We start from the raw sequence: 19,559 nt of genomic DNA on the forward strand, positions 1-19,559 counted from the left end.
CCGGCTCCGGACGGACGGACCACGCTGGGAATGCTCAAGGCGGACAAGGGCGGCTGTTCCTGAGACATGCCGCGGGCCCGGTGCCTCAACAGGAGGCGCCGGGCCCTGGCGTGCGCGCCGGTGTGCCGGGCACGAACAGACTGACGCGTGCACGCCGGTCACGGGCAGACTGACGCGTGCACGCCGGTCACTGGCAGACTGAGGCGTGGACGCTCGACGAGCGCCCACGCCAGCTCAGGGGTCCGCGGCGAATCGCCGCCGGCGACTACGTCGCCAGGTGCGGTGCCGTCCAGCCGTTCAGGTCGTACTCGGACAGGCACTGCTCGACCAGGGCGATCATGTCGTCGGTGACGCCGGCCTGGCTGCCGCGGCGCAGCACCTGGGCCCGGTTGTCGTCCGGGTTGCCGGCGTGGTTGCGCTCGTACAGCTCCTGACGCCCGCCGAACTCCGTGCCCACCGCGTCCCAGAGCAGCTTCATCACCTTCACCCGCTGCTCAGCGTCGGTGCCGTGCGAGCCGCGCAGGTACCGGTCCAGGTACGGGCGGATCTCCGGGTTGTGGAAGTCGGCGACACCCGAGTTCAGGTAGATCAGCCCACTGCCCGCAGTGTGCTGGACGATCTCGCGCATCTTGCCGTACGCCATCGGGGCGAGGGTCCGGTACGTCAGCGCGTACTCCTCGTTGGGCTGCACGTAGCCGTCGGCCCACGGCCGGCACCGCTCGATCATGGCGTCGGACAGCGCCCACATCAGATGCCGCCAGACCATCAGCTCGCCGATGTTGCCCTGCACCTGCCGGAACTCGTCAGTGCCGTTGATCTCCACGGCCTTCATCAGCAGGCCGCAGATGAAGTCGAACTTGACCGCCAGCCGGGTGGCGCCGTGCAGGGAGAACCGCGGCATGAAGCCGGAGTCGTGGAAGAACGTGTTCGCCTTCTCCAGGTCGCCGTAGACGAAGACGTTCTCCCACGGGATCAGGGCCTGGTCGAACACGATGACCGCGTCGTTCTCGTCCATCCGGCTCGACAGGGGATAGTCGAACGGGCTGGCGGTGCGGGCCGCGGTCATCTCGTACGAGGTGCGGCAGAGCAGCTTCACCCCGGGGACGTTCATCGGCGCCATGAACACGACACCGAACTGCTTCTCCTTGATCCGGAGCCCGTGGTGGGCGATGAAGTTGTAGTTGGTCAGCGCGGACCCGGTCGCCACCACCTTCGCCCCGCTCACCACGAGGCCCGCGTCGGTCTCCCGGTCCACGTGCACGTACACGTCGGCGACCTGCTCGGGGCGCAGGTGGCGGTCCACCGGCGGGTGCACGAGCGCGTGGTTGACGTGCAGCACGCGCTCCTGGCACTCCTTGTACCAGCGCCGGGCGTTGTCACCGAACGGGGCGTAGAAGTCGGCCTTGGCCCCCAGGGTGGCGAGGAACGACGCCTTGTAGTCGGGCGAGCGGCCGAGCCAGCCGTAGCACCGTCGCTGCCACGCCGCGATGGCGTCGCGCGAGCGGCGCAGGTCGGCCGCGTCGACCGGGGCGCGGAAGAACGGGTGGGTGAAGCCACCGTTGCCGGTGTCGGTCGGGACGGTCAGCACGTCGCGATCCGGCGACTCCCAGAGCGCGTCGTACATGTTCGCGATGGTCCGGGCATTGTTGCGAAAGGCCGGATGCTCGGTGACGTCCTTGATGCGCTCGCCGTACAGCCAGATCTCCCGACCGTCGCGCAGGCTTTCCAGATATTCGGCACCGGTAAATGGCCGTAGTCCGGACGGTTGCGCCTCCGGCGTCTCCGTCGTGGATTCTGCGCTCGGCATCGGCAATCAGCTCCTCGGCGTGGCGGTGCGGATATTCATGGAGCGTGCCAGCCGGCTCGGTGGCACGACAAGGCAATGGAAGCGGAACGGCAATTCAGGAGATGCCGCTGCTACGCAAGGAATGCGAGCGTGAGCGGGCGACGATCAGATTCTCACGACCCACGAGGGGGCACGGTGGCACGCGACGAGATGAGCGCCAGGATCTGGTCCATGGCGGGGCTCGGTACGCCGATGGCGATCCGGACGGCGGCGACGCTGCGCCTGGCCGACCACATCGACGCCGGGGCCGACACCGCCGAGGCGATCGCGGGCGCCGAGGGGGTGAATGCCGACGCGCTGGAGCGGGTCATGCGGTACCTGGCCGTCCGGGGCCTGCTGACCCGGGAGAGCGGCGGGCGATACTCACTGACCCCGCTCGGCGCGGTGCTGCGGGAGGACCACCCGTCGAAGGCCCGCGCCCGGCTGGACATCGAGGGTTCCGTCGGCCGGGCCGAACTGTCGTTCGTGCAGCTGCTGCACAGCGTACGGACGGGAGAGGCCGGTTTTCCGGTGCAGTTCGGCCGTTCCTTCTGGGAGGACTGGGCCGCCGACCCGGAGCGGGCCGCGAACTTCAACCGGCTCACCAGCGACCTGGAGTCACGGTCGCCGGAGATCGTCGAAGGCATGGACTGGGGTCCGCTGGGCTGGGTCGTCGACGTCGGCGGCGGCAACGGCGCGCTGCTGATCGGGCTGCTCAACGCCTACCCGACGCTGCGTGGCACGGTGCTCGAGATGCCGGACAACTGCGAGGCCGCCCGCAAGTCGGTCGCGGAGTCGGACCTGGGGGAGCGCCTGGACGTGGTGGCCGGCAGCTTCTTCGACCCGCTGCCGGCCGGCGCCGGCGGGTACGTGCTGTCGTTCGTGCTGCACAACTGGGCCGACGACCCTGCGCGGGAGATCCTGCGCCGGTGCGCGGAGGCCGCCGGGCAGACCGGCGCGGTGCTGGTGGTCGAGCAGACCGGGCCCGGTGGGGAGGCCACCCACACGGGAATGGACCTGCGCATGCTGACGGCCTGCGGTGGTCGGGAGCGGACCGCCGCCGATCTGACCGCCCTCGCGGCATCCGTCGGGCTGCACGCTGTGGCCGTCCATCCGGCCGGCTCGTTCTCCATCGTGGAGCTGCGCGCGGCAGGCTGACCTGCCATTCCGTTGCCGCCGTCGCGCCACCGGGTGGGTTACCCTGTGCCGCATGCGCTTCGGGATGCTCGGTCCGCTCGAGGTCTGGACCGCTGACGGCAAGCCGGTGCGCATCCCGGAGCTCAAGGTTCGCGCGCTGCTGGCCGATCTGTTGGTCCACGACGGTCGGCCGGTGGCGGCGCACCGGCTCATCGACGACCTCTGGGGCGACCGACTGCCCGCCAACCCGGCCAGCGTGCTCCGCAGCAAGATGTCGCAGCTCAGGCGCGCGCTGGACGATGCCGAGCCGGGTGCGCGCGATCTGGTCACGCATTCCCCGGCCGGGTATGCCCTTACCGCCGGCGACGACGCGGTGGACGTCGGTCTGTTCACCGAGATGGTGGGCCGAGCCCGCCGCGCCGTCCACCCCCGGGACAGGATGGCGCTGCTGACCGACGCCCTGGCGCTGTGGCGCGGCCCCGCGCTCGCCGATTTTCCGGACGAGGCGTTCGTCCGCCCGGCTGTCACGCGCTGGTCGGAGGCCCGGCTGATCGCTCAGGAGGAGTGGGCCGAGACAGCGCTCGATCTGGGTCGACACGCCGACGTGCTGGCCGATCTCGGCGACCTGGTGGAACGCCATCCGTTGCGCGAGCGTTTCCGCGCGGCGCGGATGCGGGCGCTGTACCAGTGCGGCCGGCAGGCCGAGGCGCTCGACGAGTTCCGGGTCTTCGGCGAACGCATGCGCGACGAGCTGGGGCTCGACCCGGGGCCCGAACTGGTCGCCCTGCACCGCGCCCTGCTCCGCCAGGACCCGACGCTCACCGGCCCGGCCACGACGCCGGTGCCGATTGAACCCGAACGCGGGAACCTGCCGGCCCCGCTCACCGGGCTGATCGGCCGGGACGCCGCGGTCGCCGACGCGGCTCGGCTCCTGGACGCCGGCCGCCTGGTCACCCTGACTGGTCCGGGCGGCGTCGGCAAGACCCGGCTCGCGGTGGCCGTCGCCGCGCGGGTCGCACCCGGTGTGCCGGCTGGCGCGTGGATGGTCGAGTTCAGCACCGTGCCGCGCCCGGCCGGCGGCGGACGGGCGGCGTCCGCCGTGATCGACGCTGTGGCCGGCACGCTCGGGCTCCGGGACGACGGCCGGTCGGGCAGCGGCGGCGGTGTCGACCGACTGGTGGCGGCGCTGCGGGGTCGGCGTCTGCTGCTCTTGCTCGACAATTGCGAGCACGTCGTCGAAGATGTCGCCGAGCTCGGCCGCGAACTGCTGGACGCCTGCCCCGACCTGCGCATTCTTGCCACCAGCCGGGAGTCGCTCGGTGTGCCCGGCGAGGTTCTGGTGCCGGTGCCGCCCCTGGCGCCGCCGGAGGCGGGTACGACGACGGTCGCGCAACTGCGCCGGTCCAGCGCCGGGGAGCTCTTCCTGGCGCGGGCGGCCGCCTCCGAGCCCGGCTTCGCCCCGGACGACGAGAACGCGGCAGCGGTGGCCACCGTCTGCCGGCGGCTCGACGGCATACCGCTGGCCCTGGAACTGGCCGCCACCCGGGTGCGCACGATGGGGATCACCGAACTGGCCGCCCGCCTCGACGACCGGTTCCGACTGCTGGCTGCCCATCGGCGCGGCGGCCCGGCCCACCACGCCACCCTGCGCACGATGATCGACTGGAGCTGGGACCTGATCGGCGCGGACGAGCGGGCCGTGCTGCGACGGCTGTCGGTGTTCACCGACGGCTGCGCGCTGTCATCAGCCGAGGAGGTGTGCGCCGATCCGCCCGCCGTTGGGGGAGTGTCCCGTGCCGACGTGGCGTACCTGCTCGGGCGACTGGTGGACTGCTCGCTGGTCACGCTCGTGGAGAACGCCGACGGGGTGCGGTACAGGATGCTGGAGTCGGTGGGGGCGTACTGCGCCGAGCGGCTGCGGGAGTCCGGCGAGGACGAGGCGGTGCGGCTGCGGCACGGCACCTGCCAGGCCGCCCTCGCCGAGGAGGCGGACCAGAATCTGCGCGGTCCCGTCCAGCGCCGGTGGCTGCGCCGGTTGGACGCCGAACAGGCCAACCTGCGGGCGGCCCTGGCCGCGGCGATCGAGCGTGGCGACGCGGTGCTCGCCCTCCGGCTGGCCTGCGCCTGTGCCTGGTACTGGGTACTGCGCGGCCACTTGGGCGAGGGCCGCCGTGCGCTGGCGGCGGCGGCCGCGGTCCCGGGCGAGGCGCCGGCCGGTCGGCGTGCCCTGGCGCTGCTCTGGGAGGCGGGCATGGCAGCGCTCGGCGGCGATGACCCACACGACCTGCTGTGCCGAGCGGAGGCCGAGGGTGAGGCCGGTGCCGACCCGCACGCCGTGGCGCGGGCCCGCTGGTTGCTCGCCTCGGCACTGCCCGAGGATGTCACCGCCCGGCCCGGCGACGGCCGGTTGGACGGAGTGCTGTCGGACTTCCGTAGCCTCGGCGACCGCTGGGGGGCGGCGGCCGCGCTGAGTAGCCTGGCCTGGACGGCGCTGCTGCGCGGAGACGTCGCCGCGCTGCGCCGCGACGCGGAGCGGAGTCTGGAGGAGTTCCGCGATCTCGGCGACCACTGGGGAGTGTTGCAGGCCACCAACCCCTTGGCCGCGCTGGCCCGGATGACCGGGGACAGCAGCCGCGCCGCGCGGCTGCACCGCGATGCCCTCCGCATCGCCCGCGAGCTGGGCCTGTGGCCGGAGGTGTCGTACCAGCTGAACGAACTGGGACGGATCGCGCTGGACGCCGGCGACCACGCCGCCGCCGGCGACCTGCACGCCCAGGCCCGGCACATGGCCAAGGAACAGTCCAATCTGGCCCTGGAGCAGTTCGCCGACCTGGGGTTGGCGATCACGGCACGCCGGCAGGGCAGATGGGACGCCGCCGAGCGACTGCTGCACCCGTGGCTGGAGTGGAACAGGCAGGCCGGCTGGCATGCCGGCGTGGCAGCAGTCGGCGCGGAGCTCGGCTTCGTCGCCGAGCAGCGCGGTGCGGCCGACGACGCGCTGCACCGGCACCGGGAGGGCTTCGCCGCGGCTCAAAGCAGCGGTGACCCGCGAGCGGTGGCGCTCGCCCTGGAGGGGCTCGCCGGGGCGTACCGGCTGGCCGGTGACCCGGTGCGGGCGGCCCGACTGCTGGGCGCGGCGGACGCCGCCCGCGACGCGGCGGGACTGCCGTCGCCGGACGCGGACCGGCACGACTCGCGACGCGTCGCCGGGCTCCTGGCCGCCGACCTGGGACCGGCCCAACTGGTCGCGGAGCGCGCCGCAGGGGCCGGCGCGCCGCTCGACGACCTGCTGCGCGACGACCGGTCGATGGCCCGGCGCTGACGAGCCTGCGCAACGCAGGAGATGAACATCGGGTCGAACACGTGTGATGCTTCAGCTCGCGAGACAGTGAATTCCCGGCCGAGGGGATCCGGATGTCAGAACAATCGCGCGCCGATCTCGAGAAGCACGTCACAGCGATCTGGGAGGACGTTCTCGACACCGCGGCCGGTCCGCCCGACGCGACATTCTTCGAATTGAACGGGCAATCGATAGCGGCTTTTCGCATCGTCGCGAGGATAAGTGACCGGACCGGCATCGACGTGCCCGTCGAGGAATTGTTCAAGGACCCGACACGCGCCGCCCTCGCCCGGGCGGTTATCGCGCGTGCGGAACGGCGCTGACCCGAGCGGGCTCGACCACGTGGAAAGGCACGGTGGAATGGTGTACGCAGAGAACCGCTTCCCGTTCTCCATCGAGCAGGAGTTCCTGCGCGGGCAGCATCAGGAGGACGGCTCCACGGCCGGGTTCGGCCCGCGCCCCATCTCCAGCGGTGGCTGGCGGCTCACCGGGCCGGTCGACGCCGACCTGCTGCGCGGGGCTCTGGACGACGTCATCGCCCGGCACGAACCACTGCGGACAATGGTGATCAGGGGTGCCGACGGCTGGGAACAGGAGGTGCGGGACCCGTGCCCGGCCCGGCTCCAGGTGCATGACCTGGGCGACGACCCGGACGGCCGAGGCGTACGGGCCGAGCGGTTCCTCGACGAGGCCGAGTCCGGTCACTTCGACGCTGACGAGCTCCCCCTGCTCTGGGCGTACCTGGGCCGTTTCGACGACCGGGACGCGGTGCTGGTGCTGGTCGCGTACCTCCCGCTGATCGATGTGTGGTCACTGGGCATCGTCATGGACGACCTGGCCGCGTGTTACGCCGCCCGCCTGGCCGGCGGCAAACCCGACCTGCCGGACCCGCCGCGGTATCGCGACTACGTGCGACGCACCGAGGGAGATGCCGCTGCCGGCGGGTCCGACCCGTCCTTCGAGTACTGGCGTGAGCGGCTGGCCGGAGCGCGCCCCGTCGTCATCGCCGCGGACCGGCCGGCGAACCCCGACCATCCGGGCGTCACCCGCGTCGACCGTTTCCAGATCGACGCCCGGGTCGGCTCGGCCGCCCTGCGCCTGGGCCGTGCGACGGGAAGCTCACCGTTCATGGTGATCTTCGCGGCGCAGCTCATCCATCTCCAGCGGATGACCGGTGTCTCGGACGGGGTGGTGTGGACGCTCACCCCCGGACCTGGCCGCCGGCACGAGTGGGCCGAGGCCACGGTCGGCTACTTCGTCAACATGTCACCGCTGCGAACCGACATCTCGGGCTGTGTCACCTACCGCGACGTCCTCGCCCGGGTGCGCGCCACCTGCCTGGAGGCGTTCCCGCACGAGGTGCCGTTCGTCGGACTGGCGCAGCGGGCCCCGGACGTCATCGCGGGGCTGGAACAGGGCGGCATGGTCGTGCCGGGCTTCGCGGTGTTCCAGAACCCCGCGGCGTCGAAGAACCGGTCCGCCGGTGCGGTCGAGTACGCGCCGGTGCGCCGACGGTTGTCCCAGGCGCAGGGCCCGGGCATCCCCGACGACGCGATCCTGTGGACCATCGACATCGACCCGGACGGTGAGATCTTCTGCGCTGTCAGCTCGAGCACGGACCGGTTCGAGCAGACCACAGTGGACCGCATGCTGGCCGAGTTCCGCGACCTGTTCGGCAGGGTCCTGGCCGACCCGGACGCGCCGCTGGCCGGCGCCCGTACCCACGAAGGGGCGCACTCGTGAGCACGCTGCCTCCCGGCTACCAGCTGGTCACCGACCTCCCGGACGACCGGTACGGGGAATGGTTGGACTGCTGGCTCGGTGCCTTCGGCAACCCGGTCAGCGCCGATCCCGAGATCCTCGACTTCTACCGGCGTACGCACCCGGCGGATCGGGCCGTGGCGGTCGCCGACGACGAACGGTACGTCGCCACCAACACCGCGCTCGACCGTGACCTTGTGCTCCCCGGCGGAAACACGGTGCCGGCCGCCGCGTGCACCGGTGGTTCCGCGCACCCGGTGGTGGCCCGGCGCGGGTTGCTGCGCGCCACAGTCGCGCACCTGAACCGACGGGCCGTCGACGAGGGCAAGGCGATCGTCGTCGGGGGCGCGTCCGAGTGGCCGATCTACGGCCGGTTCGGTTCCGGCCCGGCGACCTGGTCCGACGCGGTCGAGTTCGATGTCCGGGCGGTCGGCCTGCGCGACGACGTGCCGGGCCGCGACCTGCGTCCGCGTCGGATCGACGGTACGCAGGCCCGGGACCTCGGGTACAAGCTGTACTCCCAGCAGGCGGCGCAGACGCCCGGGGAGGTGCTCACCCCCTCGTGCTACTGGGACCGGCTTGCCGGCGACCCCGCGTCCGGAGCGCTGGAGGAGGCTCTCGCCCTGGGCGCCCCGGGGTACGGGCCCCGGCACTGCGCCGCGATCGACGACCGTGGGCTGGTGACATACCGGATCATGCCGGACTGGACGGCGGAGTCCGCGCCGCAGAGCAAGCTGCACGTCATCGACTTCCTCGCGGCCGACCAGGAGGCGGAGGGCGCGCTCTGGCGGCACCTGTTCTCCGTCGACCTGGTCCGCGAGATCGACGTGTGGCGGATGCCGGTGGACAGCCCGCTGCGCTGGTGGGTCGACGACGCGCGACGGATGCGTGTCCGCCGTCAGGACGCCCTCTGGATCCGCCCGCTGGATGTGCCACGGCTCCTGCGCACCCGCGGCTGGGCCTGCGACGGCGTCCTCACGCTCACCGTGCACGACCCGGAGGGCCTGGCGGCCGGCACGTTCCGGCTGGAGGTGACCGACGGGCACGCCACGTGCGAGCCGGTCACCGGCGCGGCCGACCTGGAGATGGGCGTCGGCGCGCTGGCCGTCATCCTGCTCGGTGGCACCCCGGCGGCCGCGCTCACCAGGGCCGGCCGGATCAGCGCCCCGGACGCGCGCAAGGTGCGACTGTGGGACGCCATGGCGGTGCCGGAGCGCAGCCCGTACATCAGCTACTGGTTCTGACGGGGTCACCGTGACAGTGAGCCCGCTCGCCGTGACCGGGGCCCTGCACTTCACCGCGCCGGTGTTCCCCGACGACCGGGGCTTCTTCGGCACCCCGTTGCAGGCTGGCCTGTTCGCCGAGACCACCGGCCGTCCGCTGTTCCCACTCGCGCAGGCCAGCTACAGCCGATCCCGGCGGGGAGTGGTTCGGGGGGTGCACTACACAGCCGCACCCCCCGGCGCCGAGAAGTACGTCTACTGCGCGCACGGCGCCCTGCTCGACATCGTGGTGGACATCCGGGTGGGGTCGCCCACGTACGGCCAGTGGGACGCGGTGCGGCTCACCGGCGACCGGATGGACGCGCTGTACCTGCCGGTCGGTGTCGGCCACGCCTTCGTCGCGCTGACCGACGACGCCGTCATGCAGTACCTGCTCTCGCGGGAGTACGAGCCCGCTGACGAGCGCGCCGTCTCCGTCCTCGATCCACGGCTGGGTCTGCCGGTGGGAAACCCCGCCGGGCACGATCTGTCCGAGCGCGACCGCGCCGCGCCGACCCTGGAGCAGGCAAGGGAGGCGGGGTTGCTGCCGGACTACGCCCGCTGCCGGGCGATCGAGGTGCGCAATCTGCGAGATGCCCCGGCCAGGGCGGCTGGTGGACGGTAGGCGGGCACATGACGACCCGACCGAAAGGGCACCGATGCGCGTTCTGTTCGCCACCTATGCGGAAACCACCCATTACTACAACATGGTCCCGCTGGCCTGGGCCCTGCGCACCGCCGGCCACGAGGTCCGGGTCGCCACCCAACCGGCCCTCATGGACGCGGTCGTGCAGTCCGGCCTGACCGCCGTGCAGGTCGGGGAGGACCACGACTTCATGTCGGTCATCGCGGCCAAGGCCGACGACCCGACCTGGGGCGAGCGGATCACCACGGCGCTGCGGACCGGCGGCGCCGACATGGACTATCCGGCCCTGCTGGCGTTCTTCGACGAGGCCGTGGAGACCTCGGCCAAGGTGTTCAACGACCCGATGGTCGACGCCCTCGTGGCGTACGCGCGGGAGTGGCAGCCGGATCTGATCATCTGGGAGAACTTCACCCTTGCCGGCGCCATCGCGGCCCGGGTCACCGGCGCCGCGCACGCCCGCCTGCTCTGGGGGGCCGACGCGCAGACCCGCATCTACAACCGGTTCCAGGCGTTGCTCGCCGAGCAGCCCGAGGATCAGCGGCGCGACCCGATGCAGGACTGGGCCGCCGCGCACCTGGAGCGGTTCGGCGTCACCTACGACGCCGACGTGCTGACCGGGCAGTACACCCTGGACCAGGCGCCGGAGAGCATGCGGCTGGACGTCGGGCTGCGAGTCGTGCCGTTCCGGTATGTGCCGTACAACGGTCCGGCCCGGGTCCCCGGCTGGCTGCGCGAGCGCCCGGAGCGCCCGAGGGTCTGCGTGACCGCCGGCATCTCGATGCGTTACATGCTGGGCTACGACCCGATCCCGGTCTCGACGCTCAAGCTCTTCGCCGACGCCGACGTCGAGGTGGTCGCGACGCTGGCCGTCGACGAGAGCGAACTGGCCGACGTGCCGCCCAACGTCCGGGTGGTGAACTTCGTGCCGATGCACGCGCTGCTGCCCAGCTGCGCGGCCGTCGTGCACATCGGCAGCGCCGGCGTGGTGTCGACGGCGATGGCGTACGGCGTGCCGCAGTTGACTCTCGTCCCCGACCTGTGGGACGCCGTCGTGCGCGCCGACATGTTGCGCGAGCAGGGCGCCGGCCTGGATCTGACGCTCGACCGGGCGACGCCCGAGGCGATCCGCGACAACGTCCTGCGGCTGGTGCACGAGCCGGAGTTCCGGGCGGCCGCGGACCGGATCCGGGGCGAGATGCTCGCCGAGCCGGCACCGAGCGAGATCGTGCCGGTTCTCGAGAAGATCGCCGCCCAGCGGTGACCCGGGGGTTCCGGCCGGCGCACGTCCGGCCGGAACCGAACCGGAACCCCGGCACGGAAGGCTGACCACTGCTGCGGGAAGCCGGCGAGCCGGGGAGAGGTGACGCCAGGATGAGCGAGAACCATCTGCGGTTGGTGATCGTCATTGCCAGCATCCGCCGAGGCCGGTTCGGTCCGGTCCCGGCGCGCTGGCTGTGCGACGAGACCAACCGTGGTGGGCGCATCGAGGCGGACGTGATCGACCTCGCCGAGGCCCGCCTGCCCGAGGTCGCCGGCGACCCGGCTCCGCCCGCCGTTCGTGACCTCGCACCATGGCTGGCCGCCGCGGACGCGTTCGTCGTCGTCACGCCGGAGTACAACGGCAGCTTCCCCGGGTCGTTGAAGACGGCCATCGACTGGTTCCGCGACGAATGGCGGCGCAAGCCCGTTGGCTTTGTCTGCTACGGCGGTCCGGCTGCGGGGCTGCGGGCGGTGGACCATCTGCGCCAGGTGTTCACCGACCTGGACGCGATGACGGTGCGCGACCCGGTGACCATCCCTCACCACCGGTCCGCCTTCGATCTCGCCGGCCGGCCGGTCGATCCCGGTCTGACGGTCGCGGCTGGTCGCATGCTCGAACAGCTCATCTGGTGGGCCGACACGTTGCGGCGCGGACGCGTGGCGCCGACCGACACCCGACTCGGGAAACTTCAGGAAGGAATTCGATGACAACCGAAGGCACCACTGCGGCCGTGCCGCGGGCGGGCCGCCGGGAATGGATCGGGTTGGCTGTGCTCTGCCTGCCCACCCTGCTGGCCTCGGTGGACCTCACGGTCCTGTATCTCGCACTACCGCATCTCAGCGCCGACCTCGGCGCCACCACGACCCAGCAGTTGTGGATCGTGGACATCTTCGGGTTCCTCACCTCCGGCCTGCTGGTCACCATGGGCACGCTCGGTGACCGTTTCGGCAACCGCAGGATGCTGTTGATCAGCTCCGCCGCGTTCGCCGCGGCGTCGCTGCTGGCGGCGTACGCCACGACGCCGGAGATGCTCATCGGCGCCCGCGCCCTGCTCGGCGTGGCCGGCGCGGCAGGAATGCCCGCCGCCCTGGCCCTGATCACACACATGTTCCGGGACCCGGCGCAGCGCGGCATGGCGATCGCGTCGTGGATGAGCTGCTTCATGGGCGGTCTGATGCTCGGGCCCCTGGTCGGCGGCATCATGCTCGAGTACTTCTGGTGGGGCTCGGCGTTCCTGCTCGCGGTCCCGATCATGGTCCTCGTCCTGGTGGTGGCGCCGGTGCTGTTGCCGGAGCGCCGCAACCCGGGCGCGGGCAAGCTCGACCTGCTCAGTGTCGCCATGTCCCTGGTCGCGATGATCTCGCTGGTGTACGGGCTGAAGAAGCTCGCCCAGGACGGCTTCACGGCACCGGCGCTGCTCGCCATGGTGTTCGGCGTTCTGGTCGGCGTGCTCTTCGTGCGGCGGCAGCGGAGCCTCACCGACCCGCTGCTCGACCTGCGCCTGTTCGGCATAGCGACGCTGCGCGCCGCGCTCATCCTCGGCCTGCTGGTCAGCGCGCTCAACGGCGGCGCGTCTCTGCTGGTGACCCAGTTCCTCCAGGTGATCGAGGGGCTGTCACCGCTGCGGGCGGGCCTGTGGCTGCTGCCGCCGTCCCTGGCAATGATCATCGCGTTGTTCCTGGCGCCGGGCCTCACCGCCAAGCTGAAGGCGGGCCGGGTGATCGCGCTCGGGCTCGGCATCGGGGTGGTGGGCTATCTGATCCTGGCCCAGGTGGAGAGCGTGGACGGTCTCGGGCTGCTCGTCGCGGGCTTCGCGGTGCTGCTGTTCGGTATGGGCCTGCCCTCGTCGCTGGGCACCATGCTGGTGATGGGCGCCGCGCCGCCGGACAGGATCGGCTCCGCGTCGTCGTTGCAGCAGACCAGCAACGAGTTCGGCATCTCGATCGGCATCGCCACGCTCGGCAGCATCGGCATGGCGACCTACCGCAGCGAGTTGGCGGACACGGTGCCCGACACGGTGCCGCCGGACGTGGTGGAGGCCGCCCGCGAGGGCATCGCCCCCGCCAGTGTGCTGTCCGCGCAGTTCCCCGACCTGCTGGCGCCGGCGCGGGCCGCGTTCACCGTCGGTCTGAACAACGTCGCCTGGGTCAGCGCGGCGCTGATGATCGGCCTGGCCATCTTCGCGTACTTCGCACTGCGGCACACCGAGCTGAGCGAGATGACGCCGCCGACCGACATACCGCCGCTTGCCGAGCAGGCTACGGCCGCGGACGCCGCCGGCGTCGAGGCCGGCCGCACCGACGACGCCCCGCAGACCGTTCCGCCTCAACGCTGACGCCGATGCCCGGCGGGCCTGGCCCGCCGGGCATCGCGGAAGGAGTAACCATGTCACTCGACGTGGATGGCACCCAGGTGACGCTGTGCCGGGACAGCGCGCGGCCCAGCGTGCGGCTGCGGCGCCGCTATCCGGCACCGGTCGCCGCGGTGTGGCGGTGCCTCGTCGAACCGGATCAGGTCAACGCCTGGTGGACACCGATGACCGTCGAGCTGGTGCCGGAGGCTGGCGCCGCGATGACGTTCACCTGGCCCGGTGGCGACACGGATCCGGGCCAGGTCCTCGCCGTCGACCCACCCCACCTCTTCGCGTACACCTGGGGTCCGGACACCCTGCGCTGGGACCTGTCCGCCGCGGGGGACGGGACCGACCTCACGTTGCTGACCACGGTGGCCGACCCGGGCCACATCGCCTACAGCGCGGCTGGCTGGCACGCCGGCCTCGACCTGCTCGGAGATCACCTGGCCGGCCGCGAGGTCGTGCCACCCGGCCCCGATCCGGCACCTCCGGCGCTGGTCGAACGCTATCGTCGACTGCTCGACGGAGAACAGGGATGACACATGGCTGACGAAGAGATCCACGACAGTCCCACCAAGTGGGTGGCCGACCACGTGCGCTCCTATGTGGAGAGCGATGGTGCCAAGGGACACGACTTCCAGGGCAAGCTGCCCACCCTGCTCCTGACGACGCGGGGCCGCCGGACGGGCAAGCTGCGCCGCACCGCACTGATCTACGGGCGGGACGGCGACCGGTACGTGGTGGTGGCCTCGGCGGGCGGGCAGGAGGCGAATCCCGCCTGGTACCTGAACCTCTGTGCCGAACCGGAGGTGTCCGTGCAGGTGTACGGCGAGACCTTCCAGGCCAAGGCGTCGGTCGCCGCTGAGGCCGAGCGGCCCGCGCTGTGGGAGAAGATGGCGGGGATCTTCTCCACCTACCGCCGCTACCAGAAGAAGGCATCCCGGGAGATCCCGGTGGTGCTGCTGGAACCGCTGCGTTAACCCCCGAACAGGCTGTGCGCCTCCGCCGGCCCGCCCCCGTCCGCGCGGAGGCGCACAGCCCTGCCTCAGCCCGCCCGCCGGTAGGCCGCCGTCAACTTCTCCACGGCGGGCACCACCTCGTTGGGCGTGGGCAGACCCATCATCTCGGTACGCAGGCGGACCGCGTTCTCCTTGAACGACGGGTCCTTGAGCACCCGCATCAGGTCCTCGCGGAGCCCCGCGGGAGTGAGATAGTCGGAGTCGTAGGCCAGCCACACCCCGGCGCCACGCTCCTGCAGCCCGTTCGCCTGCGCCACCGGGCCGAACCACTTCTCGCTCCAGTACGCGCTCGGCACGATGAGCTGCGGTACGGCGTGCTCGAAGGCTGAGGCCATCGTCGAGGATCCGCCGTGGTGCACGATGGCGCTGCACGTCGGCAGCAGGACGTTCATCGGCACGAAGTCGACCACCCGCACGTTGTCCGGTATCCGCGGCACCGAGGCGAGCTGCTCCGCGCTCATCGTGGCGACCACCTCGATGTCGAGGTCGCCCACCGCCTCGAGCAGGTCCACGGCGGAGGCCTCGGCGACGTCCGCCTCGCGGTGGGTCATGCCCAGCGTGACGCAGACCCGCGGCCGGGCCGGCTGCTCGTAGAGCCACCGTGGCACCACCGAGGGGCCGTTGAAGGCGAGGTGACGCATCCGGACGTAGTGCGGTGAGCTGGGGCGCCAGGTCCACGGCGGCATGGTGTCGATCGTCCACTGGCCGTGCACGACGTCGTCGGCGAACGCGCCGCCGCCGTGCGTGCGCAGCAGCGGCTCCAGCCAGGCGCGCATCGGGTCCGGCCGGGACCCGCCGGCCGCCCGGACGGCCTCCCAGAGCTGCACGAAGGCGTCCGTGCCGAACAGGATGCGCGCGTGCGCCGCGCCGCAGGCCCGGGCCACCACCGGTCCGGCGTAGGTCATCGCGTCCCAGAGCACCAGGTCCGGCCGCCAGGCGCGGGCGAAACCGATCAGGTCGGTGAGCATCTCGTCGGTGTGCAGGAACGGGAGGAGGTTCGTGGTGAGGTACTCAAGCTCGGCGTACGGATCGTCCCGGGCATAGTCGGTCTGCACCGGCAGCGTGGCCGGCGCGGCCTGGCGCTTCGGCGGCTCGGACATCTCGTCGACCTCGGCCAGCGTCTCGGCCATGGGCTCACCGGCCAGGACGGCGGTGAGCCCCGCCTGCGCCAGCGCCTCGGTCGAGCCCGGCTGGCAGGCGACGCGCACGTCATGACCGGCGGTGCGCAGCGCCCAGGCCAGCGGCGTCATGATGTAGAGGTGTGACTTCAGGTCCGGGGGAGCGACGAACAGGACACGCATGGCGGGTCTCTCCTTCGGGTTCGAGGTGATTCACCAGCCCGCCGGCGGGCTGGCGCCGGCGACCGGAGGGAACAGCTCGTCCAGGCGCCGGATCACCGCGGGGTCGAGCGGGCTGTCGAGGGCGGCGAGGGCACCGTGCAGGTGCGCCAGGGTGCGTGGACCGATCACCGCGCCGGTCAGTCCGGGACGGCCCAGCACCCAGGCGAGCGCCACCTCGGCCGGGTCCAGCCCGAGACCGGCACAGTACTTCTCGTAGTCGGCGACGGCCTCGTACCGGTCCTCCAGGGCCCGCATCGCGCGCCCCTGCGCCGTCTTCACCGCGGTGCCGTCGGCCAGCTTCCGGAGCGCGCCGCCGAGCAGCCCGCCGTGCAGCGGGGACCAGGCGAACACCCCGACGCCGTACGCCTGGGCCGCCGGGATCACCTCCGCCTCGGCCTGCCGGGCCACCAGGTTGTAGGCACACTGCTCGACGACGAGCCCGAGGTGACCCCGGCGGGTCGCCGTTTCCCGCGCCGCGGCGATGTGCCACCCGGCGAAGTTCGAGGAGCCGACGTACCGGATCTTGCCCTGGCCGGTCAGCATCTCCATCGCCTGCCAGATCTCGTCCCAGCCGGCGTGTGGATCGAAGTGGTGCATGTGGTACAGGTCGATCCAGTCGGTGCGCAGCCGCCGCAGGGAGTCCTCGCAGGAGGCGACGATGTGCCGGGCGGACAACCCGCGATCGTTGGGCCAGTCACTCATCGGGTTGAACACCTTGGTCCCCAGCACCACCTTCTCCCGCCGGCGGTCGCCCTGGTCGAACCATGCGCCGATGAGTTCCTCGGTCAGCCCCCGATGCACCTGCCAGCCGTAGTGGTTAGCTGTGTCGAAGAAGTTGATGCCGTGGTCCAGCGCCTCGTCCATGAGGCGGAACGCCTCTTCGCGCGTGGTGCGCACACCGAGATTGAGCGTGCCCAGGCACAGCGGGCTGACCTCCAGGGCGGTACGGCCGAGTCGGGTGTAGCGCATCGTCGCTCTCCTTCGTCTCAGCCGCGCTGCCCGACGAACAGGCCGCGCCCGGTAAGCCCGTCATCCAGGAACTCGGCCGGGCAGCCGGCGTCCGCGAACGCACCCAGGTACTCGTCGCGGCTGAACAGCATGAGGTGCGACGTCTGGGTGAACTCCCGGATACCGCCCGCGTCCCCCACCAGGAAGCGCACCTCCAGGTGCGACATCCGCCCGGTGCGGGTGGTGTGTGACATCCGGGCCACCGCCCGCGTCCCGTCGGTGTCGGAGTCGACGGCCAGATGACCGTCGAGGAACCGCTCGGGAAACCACCACGGTTCCACCACCAGCACGCCGCCCGGCTCCAGGTGCTGCGCCATGGACCCCACGGCCTGACGCAACTCGGCCACCGAGCCCAGGTAGCCGATGGCGTTGAACATGCAGGTGACCGCGTCGAAGCGGCGGTCCAGGCGAAAGTCGCGCATGTCGCCGTCGTGCACGGGCACCCCGGGTAGGCGCGTCCGGGCCGTCGCACGCATCGGCTCGGACAGCTCCACGCCGGCCACCTCGTCGAAGGTGCCGGCGAAGGTGGCCAGGTGTGCGCCCGTCCCGCAGGCCACGTCGAGCAGGCTGGCGGCCTCCGGACGCCGGTCGCGGATCAACCGGGTCAGGGTCTCCGCCTCGGCGGCCCAGTCCTTGCCCCGGCTGCGGTAGATGAACTCGTAGATCTCGGCGAACTCGGCGGTGTAGGTCATCGGCGGACCCCGGCGAACAGGCCGCGGCCGGGCAGGCCGCCGGCATCGGTGAGATGCTCGGCGGTACAGCCCGCCGACTGCAGGGCCTCGAGATAGTCCTCCCGGGTGAACAGGGTCAGCATCTGCACGTGGGAGAAGTGCCGGATACCGCCGCCGCCGTCGGCGACGACGTAGTGCGCCTCGTGCCGGGCCGCCTGCCCCTGCCGCGCCGAGTGCGAGACCCGCACGACGGTACGGGTGTCGTCGTGGACCACGTCGTGGGCGACGTGCCCGTCGAGGAAGGTGTCCGGGGACCACCAGGGGTCGATCACCAGTACGCCACCGGGAACGAGGTGCGCGGCCATCGTCCGGACCGTCGCACAGAGCTCGTCGACGTCGTGGGCGTAGCCGATGGTGCCGGTCAGGATGCACACGGCATCGAATTCACGGCCCAGCGCGAACGACCGCATGTCGCCGACGTGGACGGCGCCGGACGGCAGCTTGGCCTGCGCCACAGTGCACATCGCTGGGGACAGTTCGAGTCCGGCCACCTCCAGGAAGGTGGTCGCCAGCCGCCGCAGGTGCTCGCCGGTCCCGCAGGCCACGTCCAGCACGGACCGGGCCTGCGGCCGGCGCTCGCGGACCACGCGCGCCACGGCGTCCGCCTCGGCGGCGAAGTCCTTGCCCCGTCCCGCGTACAGCAGGTCGTAGATCTCGGCCACGTCGGCGTCGTAGGCGGCCGAGGTCACCGTGTGTTGGCCGGTCACCGGGTGTCTCCCGCCGCGACGGTGTGCCGGCCGAGCCGACGGGCGAGGGATGCGCGCAGCGCCGCGACGACCGCGTCCACGTCGTCGTCGCTGAGCGCCTGGTGCATCGGCAGGCACAGGGTGCGTTCGGCGGCCCGCTCGGCCCGGGGCAGCCGCGCTGTCGACCCGTACGCGGCCACCCGGTGCAGGATGGGGTAGCGGAACGTCGTGTAGATGCCCTGGGCGTACAGATCGCTGGCTACGTCGTCGCGGATTCCCTCGTCCATCTGCACCCAGTACAGGTAGTACGAGCTGCGCTGGCCGGGAGGCAGCGGCGGGGGCAGGGTCAGACCGGGCACGTCGGCGAGGCCGCTGTCGTAGCGAGCCTCGACAGTTCGCCGCCGGTCGGCGAAGTCCGGCAGTCGGCCCAGTTGCACCAGGCCGACGGCGGCCTGCATGTCGTTCATGATCGAACGCCTGGAGAACGACGAGATGTCGAAGTCCCACCATCGGTGCGCCGAGCGCCGGGCCTGGGAGAAGCCGCTGAACTGCTCCAGACCGAAGTACGCGAGCTTGGCGGCCCGCGCCACCAGGTCGGGATCGCGGGCGGTGAGCATGCCGCCGTCCCCGGCCACGACGATCTTCTGTGCGTCGAAGCTCCACACGCCGATGTCGCCGAGCGTGCCGCAGGGCACCCCGTCCACGCTGGAGTCCACCGCGCAGGCGGCGTCCTCGATGAGGAGGATCCCGCGTTCCCGGCACAGCTCGGCGATGCCCGCGATGTCACCGGGCCGGCCACCGTAGTGCAGCGCCAGCACTGCGCGGGTGCGTGGAGTGATTGCCGCCGCCACGTCGTCGACGGTGGGGTTGAGGGTGTGCGGATCCACGTCGCAGAAGACCGGACGGCCGCCGTGCGCCGCAATGGCGTTGCCCGCACCGACGAAGCTCACTGTCGGCAGCACCACCTCGGTGCCGGGCCCCACACCGGCTAGCTGCATCGCGATGAACGTCGCCTCGGTGCACGAGTTCACCGCCGTGACCCTGCCGGTGTCCACACCGAGGTGGCCGGCGAAGGCCGCCTCGAACGCCGCGGTGCGCGGTCCCTTGCCGACCCAGTTGCTGCCGAACACCTCTGCGATGGCGTTCAGCTCCGCCTCGCCGAGGGACGGCTGAAACACGTTGATCATGAC

At 71.7% G+C, this 19,559-nt stretch carries 17 protein-coding genes; 11 read left to right on the forward strand and 6 right to left on the reverse strand.

Annotation, left to right across the window (positions count from 1 at the left end; genetic code table 11):
- Window positions 1–265 precede the first annotated feature (265 nt).
- Complete coding sequence (locus AB0B68_RS11020) at window positions 266–1,807, reverse strand: 4-hydroxyphenylacetate 3-hydroxylase N-terminal domain-containing protein (RefSeq protein ID WP_357259355.1); 1,542 nt, start codon at window positions 1,805–1,807, stop codon at window positions 266–268.
- 174 nt (window positions 1,808–1,981) lie between these two features.
- On the opposite strand from AB0B68_RS11020, the gene AB0B68_RS11025 reads away from it, so the two are divergent.
- The 11 genes from AB0B68_RS11025 to AB0B68_RS11075 all read left to right on the forward strand — a co-directional run bounded on the left by AB0B68_RS11025 (window position 1,982) and on the right by AB0B68_RS11075 (window position 14,565).
- Window positions 1,982–2,983 carry a methyltransferase gene (locus tag AB0B68_RS11025; RefSeq protein WP_357222132.1) on the forward strand — a complete coding sequence of 334 codons (1,002 nt, stop codon included), beginning with the start codon at window positions 1,982–1,984 and terminating at the stop codon, window positions 2,981–2,983.
- A gap of 52 nt (window positions 2,984–3,035) precedes the next feature.
- On the forward strand, window positions 3,036–6,284 hold the full coding sequence (locus AB0B68_RS11030; protein ID WP_357259358.1) for a BTAD domain-containing putative transcriptional regulator: 3,249 nt from the start codon (window positions 3,036–3,038) through the stop codon (window positions 6,282–6,284).
- Window positions 6,285–6,376: 92 nt separating this feature from the next.
- On the forward strand, window positions 6,377–6,625 hold the full coding sequence (locus AB0B68_RS11035; protein ID WP_357206428.1) for a phosphopantetheine-binding protein: 249 nt from the start codon (window positions 6,377–6,379) through the stop codon (window positions 6,623–6,625).
- Window positions 6,626–6,662: 37 nt separating this feature from the next.
- Complete coding sequence (locus AB0B68_RS11040; RefSeq protein WP_357259361.1) at window positions 6,663–8,045, forward strand: condensation domain-containing protein; 1,383 nt, start codon at window positions 6,663–6,665, stop codon at window positions 8,043–8,045.
- Window positions 8,042–9,307, forward strand: coding sequence for a GNAT family N-acetyltransferase (locus AB0B68_RS11045; RefSeq protein ID WP_357206424.1), 1,266 nt, complete (start codon window positions 8,042–8,044; stop codon window positions 9,305–9,307). Before AB0B68_RS11040 ends, AB0B68_RS11045 begins: the two co-directional genes overlap by 4 nt.
- A 10-nt stretch (window positions 9,308–9,317) precedes the next feature.
- The gene (locus AB0B68_RS11050) at window positions 9,318–9,950 is read left to right on the forward strand and encodes a dTDP-4-dehydrorhamnose 3,5-epimerase family protein (protein ID WP_357206422.1); all 633 of its coding nucleotides are present in this window, start codon (window positions 9,318–9,320) and stop codon (window positions 9,948–9,950) included.
- Window positions 9,951–9,984: 34 nt separating this feature from the next.
- A complete protein-coding gene (locus AB0B68_RS11055; protein ID WP_357206420.1) occupies window positions 9,985–11,232 on the forward strand; it encodes an activator-dependent family glycosyltransferase in 1,248 nt (415 codons plus the stop codon).
- A 110-nt stretch (window positions 11,233–11,342) separates the two neighbouring features.
- Window positions 11,343–11,939, forward strand: coding sequence for an NAD(P)H-dependent oxidoreductase (locus AB0B68_RS11060; RefSeq protein ID WP_357206418.1), 597 nt, complete (start codon window positions 11,343–11,345; stop codon window positions 11,937–11,939).
- Window positions 11,936–13,567 carry an MFS transporter gene (locus AB0B68_RS11065; protein ID WP_355008707.1) on the forward strand — a complete coding sequence of 544 codons (1,632 nt, stop codon included), beginning with the start codon at window positions 11,936–11,938 and terminating at the stop codon, window positions 13,565–13,567. The genes AB0B68_RS11060 and AB0B68_RS11065 overlap by 4 nt, the downstream gene beginning before the upstream one ends.
- Before the next feature lie 50 nt (window positions 13,568–13,617).
- Window positions 13,618–14,124 carry an SRPBCC domain-containing protein gene (locus tag AB0B68_RS11070; protein WP_357259366.1) on the forward strand — a complete coding sequence of 169 codons (507 nt, stop codon included), beginning with the start codon at window positions 13,618–13,620 and terminating at the stop codon, window positions 14,122–14,124.
- A 3-nt stretch (window positions 14,125–14,127) separates the two neighbouring features.
- Window positions 14,128–14,565 carry a nitroreductase family deazaflavin-dependent oxidoreductase gene (locus AB0B68_RS11075; RefSeq protein WP_357204150.1) on the forward strand — a complete coding sequence of 146 codons (438 nt, stop codon included), beginning with the start codon at window positions 14,128–14,130 and terminating at the stop codon, window positions 14,563–14,565.
- Window positions 14,566–14,630: 65 nt separating this feature from the next.
- Here the strand turns inward: AB0B68_RS11075 and AB0B68_RS11080 are convergent, their stop codons facing one another.
- From AB0B68_RS11080 to AB0B68_RS11100, 5 genes are read right to left on the reverse strand one after another with little or no spacing between them, the layout of a single operon-like run.
- Window positions 14,631–15,905 carry an activator-dependent family glycosyltransferase gene (locus tag AB0B68_RS11080; RefSeq protein WP_357259369.1) on the reverse strand — a complete coding sequence of 425 codons (1,275 nt, stop codon included), beginning with the start codon at window positions 15,903–15,905 and terminating at the stop codon, window positions 14,631–14,633.
- A 30-nt stretch (window positions 15,906–15,935) separates the two neighbouring features.
- Window positions 15,936–16,913, reverse strand: coding sequence for an aldo/keto reductase (locus tag AB0B68_RS11085; RefSeq protein WP_357259372.1), 978 nt, complete (start codon window positions 16,911–16,913; stop codon window positions 15,936–15,938).
- 17 nt (window positions 16,914–16,930) lie between these two features.
- Window positions 16,931–17,644 (reverse strand): class I SAM-dependent methyltransferase, encoded by a 714-nt coding sequence (locus AB0B68_RS11090; protein ID WP_357204144.1) that lies wholly within the window; start codon window positions 17,642–17,644, stop codon window positions 16,931–16,933.
- Window positions 17,641–18,390, reverse strand: a complete 750-nt coding sequence (locus AB0B68_RS11095) for a class I SAM-dependent methyltransferase (RefSeq protein ID WP_357259375.1) — start codon at window positions 18,388–18,390, stop codon at window positions 17,641–17,643. The genes AB0B68_RS11090 and AB0B68_RS11095 overlap by 4 nt, the downstream gene beginning before the upstream one ends.
- Window positions 18,387–19,556, reverse strand: a complete 1,170-nt coding sequence (locus tag AB0B68_RS11100; RefSeq protein ID WP_357204140.1) for a DegT/DnrJ/EryC1/StrS family aminotransferase — start codon at window positions 19,554–19,556, stop codon at window positions 18,387–18,389. Before AB0B68_RS11100 ends, AB0B68_RS11095 begins: the two co-directional genes overlap by 4 nt.
- Between the last annotated feature and the right edge of the window lie 3 nt (window positions 19,557–19,559).

Source organism: Micromonospora sp. NPDC049049 (assembly GCF_040649115.1).
Lineage (GTDB): Bacteria > Actinomycetota > Actinomycetes > Mycobacteriales > Micromonosporaceae > Micromonospora.